The 6,612-nt window shown below is 72.9% G+C and carries 7 protein-coding genes; 5 read left to right on the forward strand and 2 right to left on the reverse strand.

The window, feature by feature from the left end; genetic code table 11:
* Nucleotides 1-86: 86 nt before the first annotated feature.
* The gene (locus VF330_RS27345) at nt 87-1,361 is read left to right on the forward strand and encodes a cation:proton antiporter (RefSeq protein ID WP_330854551.1); all 1,275 of its coding nucleotides are present in this window, start codon (nt 87-89) and stop codon (nt 1,359-1,361) included.
* On the opposite strand, the gene VF330_RS27350 is transcribed toward VF330_RS27345, so the two are convergent.
* Nucleotides 1,348-2,577 carry an MFS transporter gene (locus VF330_RS27350; RefSeq protein WP_330854552.1) on the reverse strand — a complete coding sequence of 410 codons (1,230 nt, stop codon included), beginning with the start codon at nt 2,575-2,577 and terminating at the stop codon, nt 1,348-1,350. The genes VF330_RS27345 and VF330_RS27350 overlap by 14 nt on opposite strands.
* Nucleotides 2,578-2,630: 53 nt before the next feature.
* Here VF330_RS27350 and VF330_RS27355 point away from each other — a divergent pair, with 53 nt between their 5' ends.
* The gene (locus VF330_RS27355) at nt 2,631-3,371 is read left to right on the forward strand and encodes a helix-turn-helix transcriptional regulator (protein ID WP_330854553.1); all 741 of its coding nucleotides are present in this window, start codon (nt 2,631-2,633) and stop codon (nt 3,369-3,371) included.
* On the opposite strand, the gene VF330_RS27360 is transcribed toward VF330_RS27355, so the two are convergent.
* Entirely contained in the window at nt 3,362-3,952 is a 591-nt protein-coding gene (locus VF330_RS27360) for a TetR/AcrR family transcriptional regulator (RefSeq protein ID WP_330854554.1), read from the reverse strand. The two genes, VF330_RS27355 and VF330_RS27360, sit on opposite strands and share 10 nt — an antisense overlap.
* Nucleotides 3,953-4,046: 94 nt before the next feature.
* On the opposite strand from VF330_RS27360, the gene VF330_RS27365 reads away from it, so the two are divergent.
* From VF330_RS27365 to VF330_RS27375, 3 genes are all read left to right on the forward strand, one after another.
* Nucleotides 4,047-4,838 (forward strand): SDR family NAD(P)-dependent oxidoreductase, encoded by a 792-nt coding sequence (locus VF330_RS27365; protein WP_330854555.1) that lies wholly within the window; start codon nt 4,047-4,049, stop codon nt 4,836-4,838.
* Nucleotides 4,839-4,891: 53 nt separating this feature from the next.
* Nucleotides 4,892-5,383, forward strand: a complete 492-nt coding sequence (locus tag VF330_RS27370; protein ID WP_330854556.1) for a MarR family winged helix-turn-helix transcriptional regulator — start codon at nt 4,892-4,894, stop codon at nt 5,381-5,383.
* Between the two features lies 1 nt (nt 5,384).
* On the forward strand, nt 5,385-6,612 hold a 1,228-nt coding region (locus VF330_RS27375; protein ID WP_330854557.1), incomplete at its 3' end, for an amidohydrolase family protein.

Genomic DNA, 6,612 nt, shown 5'->3' on the forward strand with positions numbered 1-6,612 from the left:
GACGTTCCCGAGTGGACGGTCCCGGCGCCGGGTTTGCCCGTCACCCGTTCGGGTACCAGTCCGTACCGGATAGCGGAAGGCGGACAGTGGATCCAGGCTCCCTGCTGTACACCGGCGCGGGTCTGGCGACGCTGGCCGCCGCGCTGCTGCCGCGGCTGCTCGACCGCGTGCCCGTGTCGATGCCGATGGTGTTCCTCGGCGCCGGCGCGCTGACGTTCTCGGTGGTCGGCGACCTCCCCGACCCCGACCCCGACCGCCACAGCACGGTCCTGCTGCACCTCACCGAGATCTGCGTGATCATCTCGTTGATGGGCGCGGGCCTGGCGCTCAACCGCGCGGTCGGCTTCCGCGGGTGGGCGACCACCTGGCGGCTGCTCGCGATCACGATGCCGTTGTCCATGCTGGCCGTCGGCCTGCTCGGCTGGTGGGCGCTCGGTCTCGGTGTCGCCTCCTCGGTGCTGCTGGCGGCCGCGCTCGCCCCCACGGACCCGGTGCTGGCCAGTGAGGTGCAGGTCGCCGAACCGGCCGAGAGCCCGGACTCCGACGAGGACGAGGCGCGGTTCGCGCTCACCTCGGAGGCCGGGCTGAACGACGGCCTCGCGTTCCCGTTCACCTACGCCGCCATCGCGATCAGCGTCGCCGGCGCCGCGCCGTCGGGGTGGCTGCCGCACTGGCTGGGCGTGGATGTGCTGTGGCGGCTCGGCTGCGGTCTCGCGATCGGTGTGGGCGTGGGCTGGTTGCTGGGCAAGCTGTTCTTCTCGTCACCGTCGGAGAAGTTCCGCCTCTCCGAGCACGCCGAGGGGTTCGTGGCGCTCGCCGCGACGTTCCTGACGTACGGCGTCACGGAGCTGGCCGAAGGCTACGGGTTCGTCGCGGTGTTCGTGTGCGCCTGCACGGTCAGGGCGGCGGAACGGAACCACGGCTACCACCAGGTGCTGCACAGCTACGTCGAACAGGCCGAGCGCATGCTCACCGTGGTGATCGTCTTCCTGCTGGGCGGGGCCGCGGTGTCCGGTCTGCTGTCGGGACTGCGCTGGCAGGAGGTCGCGGTCGCCGCGGCGGTCCTGCTGCTGGTCCGGCCCGCCGCGGGATGGATCGGCCTGCTGCGCGGCAAGACCGGGCCGCGGGAACGCACCGTCATCGCGTTCTTCGGCGTGCGGGGCGTCGGGTCGCTGTTCTACATCACCTACGCCCTGCAGGAGGGCGACTTCGCCGACCACGGCACCATCTGGCGGATCGTCGGGCTGGTCGTCATCGGGTCGGTCCTCGTGCACGGCCTGTCCGCGTCGCCCGTCATGTGGTTCCTCGACCGCAAGCGCCGCCAGAAGGGCGGGGAGAACGCCGCTACTACGCCTGTATGACGACCGCCCGGCTGTCGTAGTGCCAGAACGACCGGACGCTGACGGCCGCGACGAGCACGACCGCGATGCACAGCAGCGCGGCACCGGACCAGGCGAGGGTGAACGTGGTGGTCGCGGCCATCACCCCGGCCCGCAGGTCGCCCAGTCGCGGCCCGCCGTTGACGACGACCGTGAAGACGCCCTGCAGCCGCCCGCGCAGCCGGTCCGGCACGAAACCCTGCAGGATCGACTGGCGGAACACGGCGCTGACCAGGTCCGCCGCCCCGGCGACGACCAGCAGTGCCACCACCACCCACAGCTCGCGCGCGAACCCGGCGGCGGCGATCGCGGCCGACCACACCACGACGGCGAGCGTGAGCGCGACGCCCTGCCGGCGGACGCGCCCGATCCAGCCGCCCAGCACCCCCGCCACGATCGACCCGGCCGCGATCGCCGAGTACAGCGGCCCCACACCGCCGTCGAACCGGGTGGCGGCGGCCTGCGGGAACAGCGCCTCCGGCGTCGCCAGCACCATCGCGGCGATGTCGACGGCGAACGACATGAGCAGCACGGGGTTGCCGCCGAGGAACCGCAGTCCCTCGACGACCGACCGCAGCCCCGGCCGTCCCACAGCCTCCGGGACGCCGAACGAGGGCAGGCGCACCGCCGCGTAGAGGGCGGCGGTGAACAGCACGGCGTCGGCGGCGTAGGCGTAGCCGAACCCGCCGGGCAGTCCGACGAGCAGACCGGCGACGAGCGGGCCGACCACCTGCCCGAGGGTGCCGATCGTGTAGTTGAGGGCGGTCGCGGCGGGCACCAGCTCGGCCGGGACGAGCAGCGGGACGATCGCGGCGCGCACCGAGGACGAGACCGCGTAGCTGCCGGCCTGCACCGCCACGAGAGCGAGGATGAGCACCGGCGAGCGGACGTCCGCGACGCTCTGCGCGAGCAGCCCGAGCGTCGCCGCCCACGACACCGACGACGCCACCAGGTACAGCCTGCGCCGGTCGACCGCGTCCGCGACCGCTCCCCCGTACAGCCCGAACACGACCACCGGGAGCAGCCCGACCAGCCCGCTCAGCCCGACGACGAGCGACGACCTCGTCAGGTCGTAGAGCTGCACCGGCACGGCGACCGCCGTGATCATCAACCCGACCACCGCGGTGCCCTGCCCGGCGAACGTCCTGCGGAACGCCGGTACCGCGAGCGGCCGGGTGTCGGCGAAGAACCTTCTCATGCGCCCACAGTGATCGACTCTCCGGCGGAAGACTTCCGATAAACTGTCGACCTGTGTCGGAAAGCCGCCACCACCACACCCCCGGCGAGGTGATCGCCCGGCACCGGCACGACGGCGAGCACCAGCTCCTCTACGTCAGCAGCGGCGTCTTCGCGGTCACCACCGAGCACGGCACGTGGGTCGCGGGCGCGCAACGGGCGATCTGGACACCGGCCGAGACCTGGCACGAGCACCGCGTCCACGGCCACGCCCAGGTGCACCTGCTGAGGTTCCCGCCGGAGGAACGGCTCTTCCCCGGCGAGCGGCCCACCGTGATCGCCGTGACTCCCCTGCTGCGCGAGCTGCTGATGGCCTGCACCGAACCCGGCCTCCCGGCCGCCGAGGCACGCCGGCTGCGCGCGGTGGTCCGCGACCGCGTCCGGCGTGCCGACCTGGCCGCGCTGACCCTGCCGACCGCCCGCGACCCGCGCCTGGTCGCGGCGTGCCGCCTGGTGACCGGCGACCTGGCCACCCCGCGCACGATCACCTGGCTGGCGCGGCGGGCCGGCACGAGCGACCGGCAGCTGAGCAGGCTGTTCCGCGCGGAGTTCGGCTGCACCTACCCGCAGTGGCGCACGGCGGTGCGGGTGTTCCACGCGATGCTGGAGCTGAGCGCGGGAACATCGGTGACGGGCACCGCGCACCGCTGCGGCTGGGCCACGGCCAGCGCGTTCGTCGACGCGTTCGCCAGGACGACGGGGCAGACGCCGGGCGCGTACCAGGCGGGCGAGCGGACCTCCGTCCGTCAGGGCTGAGACGTCCCGCCCAGCGCCCCGACCACGGTCCTGACCACCAGCTCCGCGCGGGATCCCCCGGCCGCCACGAGGTCCGGCGCGTCCGGCGGCAGCTGCGTCACCTCGTGCACCACCGCCAGGTACACGCCGCGGCACCAGTCGGCGCCGGTCGCGGTGATGTCCCCCGCCGAGCGCAGCCGTGCGAAGACCTGCTCCAGCCCCTCCTCGACGCGGGGGCTCAGCCCGGACCGGCAGTCGCTCTTCGCGCTCATCAGCTCCATCGCGAACCGGTGGCTCACCTTGAGCTCGAACAGGATCTCGGTCAGCCGCAGGAACACCGGCCGCGGCGGCGCGGTGTCCATCCGGGACTGCTCCAGCGCGCTGAGGTAGCGCTGGTCGAGCTGCTCGGTCAACGCCTCCAGCAGCGCCTGGCGGGAGGCGAAGCGGCGGTGCACGGTGGCGCGGGTCAGACCGGCGGCCTCGCCGATGCGTTCCAGCGACGCCAGCGGGTCCGCGGCCAGCACCTCCGCCGCCGCGGTCAGGATCCGCGCGGTGTTCTGCTCCGCGTCCGCCCGCAGGCGTCGTGTCCCGGTCTCTGCCATGACTAAACGATACGACACTGTCGCACTTGTTGCGTTAACTGCAACAGCTGTGTATCACTTAAAGGGCAACCACCCCTCAGAGAGGAACCCGGTCATGGACCTCCAGCTCGAAGGCAAGCGCGTCCTCGTCACCGGCGCGAGCAAAGGCATCGGCCTCGCCGTCGTCAGGGCCTTCATCGCCGAAGGGGCGTCCGTCGTGGCGACCGCCCGGCGGAGCACTCCCGAGCTCGCCGCCACGGGCGCGGTGTTCGTCCCGGCCGACCTGGCCACCGCGGACGGTCCGGTGAAGCTGGTCGAGGCCGTGCTCGGCCAGGACCCGCGGCTCGACGCGCTGGTCAACAACGCGGGCGGCGGTGACGACCGCCCGGACGGGATGTACGAGGACCCGTTCAGCGGTGACGACGACACCTGGGCGAACGTGTTCGCGTTGAACCTCAACGCGGCCGTGCGCACCACGCGGGCCGCACTGCCCGCGCTCGCCGAGGCACGCGGCTCGGTGGTCAACATCAGCTCCAGCAGCGCCCGCGCCCCGCACACCGCTCCCCTGCCGTACTCCGCCGCCAAGGCCGCGCTCAACGCGTTCACCCGCGGACTCGCCGAGGCGACGGGCAGGGCGGGCGTCCGGGTCAACGCCGTCACGCCCGGCGCGACGCGCACGGACCTGCTGGTGGGCCCGGACGGCCTGGTCGCGGGGATGGCCGCCCACCTCGGCGTCGACCACGCCGCACTGGTCGCGGGGCTGCCCGAGCAGTTCGGCATGGTCAGCGGCGACCTCGTCGACCCCGGCGAGATCGCCCGCGCGGTCGTGCTGCTGTCGTCCCCGGCCATGCCTAGCGCGATCGGGTCGAACTGGACGGTCGACGGCGGCCAGCTGAAGTCCGCCTGACCGCTCCGTCTACCTTTGTGCAAAGCTATCTACAAAGGTAGATGGAGGGGCATGTGACGACTGACCTGGTCGGCGGAGTGGTGGCGTGGTGGGCCCGCCACGCGCCCGAACTGCCGACGCGGACCATCGAGTTCACCAAGCGCGTGGCACGGATGCACGCGCTCACCGACCGCGTCACCGTCGCCGTGCTGACGCGACGCGGTCTGAGCCGTGCCGAGTACGACGTCCTCGGCACGCTCCTGACCTCGGGAGACACCCACCTGAAGCCGTCGGAGCTGTCGTCGCGGCTGCTCCTCACGACCGGTGGGCTGAGCAACGTGCTGCGGTCGCTGGAACGCCGCGGCCTCACCGTCCAGAGCGCCGACGCCGCGGACGGGCGCAGCAGGCGCGTCACGTTGACCGAGGAGGGGAAGGAGACGGCCGGGCGGGTGGTCCGCGAGGTCGTCGCCGCCCAGCACGCCCTGGTGGGCGAGGCCGACCTCGGGCCGGCCATCGCCGCCCTGGCCGCCGTGCTCGGCGAGCTCGACACCCCGGCGGAGGTCTGACGTGGCCGGGTTCACGATCACCGACGTCCACCCGTTCACCGGAACCGCGTTCGGCCCGCTCACCTCCGTCAGCGTCGAGGACGGCCTGATCAGCGGCCTGGCCGGCGGTGACACCGCGGGTGAGGTCGTCGACGGCCGCGGCGGGTACCTGCTCCCCGGCCTGATCGACACGCACGTCCACATCGGTCACGCCGACGAGCTCGCGGCCGGTCTGCGCTGGGGCGTCACGACGATGCTCGACATGGGCACGCCCCACTGGGACGAGCTCCGCGGGATGCGCGACGCCGAGTCCGACGACCGCTCGGACGTGCGCGGGGTGTCGTACCCGGCGTGCGCGGTGCGCGGCAGGGCCGTGCGCAAGATGGGTTTCCCCGCCTCGACGGCGGTGCGCGGACCGGAGGACGCCGCGCGGTGGGTCGCCGAACGGCTGCGGCAGGACCCCGACCACCTCAAGATCGTGCTGGAGGACAAGCTGCCCTTCCAGCCCCGGCCGCTCAGCCCGGAGACGGTCGCCGCGCTCGTCGCAGAAGCCCACCGCGCCGGCAAGTCGGTCGTCGTCCACGCCGCCTCGCCGAAGGCCTACACCACCGCGCTCGACGCGGGCGCCGACGTGATCACCCACGCGCCCATCGGTGCCACGCTGTCCGCCGACCTGGCGGGCCGCGTCGCGTCCTCGGGCACCGCCGTCTCCCCCACGATGGTGATGATGCGGACGATCCTGGAGACGATGCCGCTCAAGCCGAAACGGCTGGACTTCGACCACACGATCGCCTCCACGGCGGCGTTGCACGAGGCCGGCGCGACGATCGTGCTCGGCACGGACGCGAACGCCGGCAAGCCCTCCCCCGCCGCGGTCGCCCACGGCCGCGCCGTCCACGAGGAGCTCGCCCTGCTGGTGCGGGCGGGACTGAGCCCGGCCGACGCGCTCGCCGCGGCGACCTCCCGCGCGGCCGCGGTGTTCGGGCTCGACGACCGAGGGGTGATCGCGCCGGGCAAGCGCGCCGACCTCGTCGTCGTTCGGGGCGATCCCTCGAAGCGAATCGCCGACGTGCGCAACGTCGAAACGGTCTTCAAGGACGGCGTCGCGTACGATCCGGCGGCGCTCATCGAAGCGACAAACGGCACGGTGAGCGAGTACGACTTCAGCCGGCTGTTGCGCTGGCCCTGGAACGCCCTGATCGGGACGTTGCTGACCTGGATGGTGGCGCGAAGAGTGTGGCGGTGGCGGG

The organism is Lentzea sp., from assembly GCF_036380075.1.
Classification (GTDB): Bacteria; Actinomycetota; Actinomycetes; order Mycobacteriales; family Pseudonocardiaceae; genus Lentzea.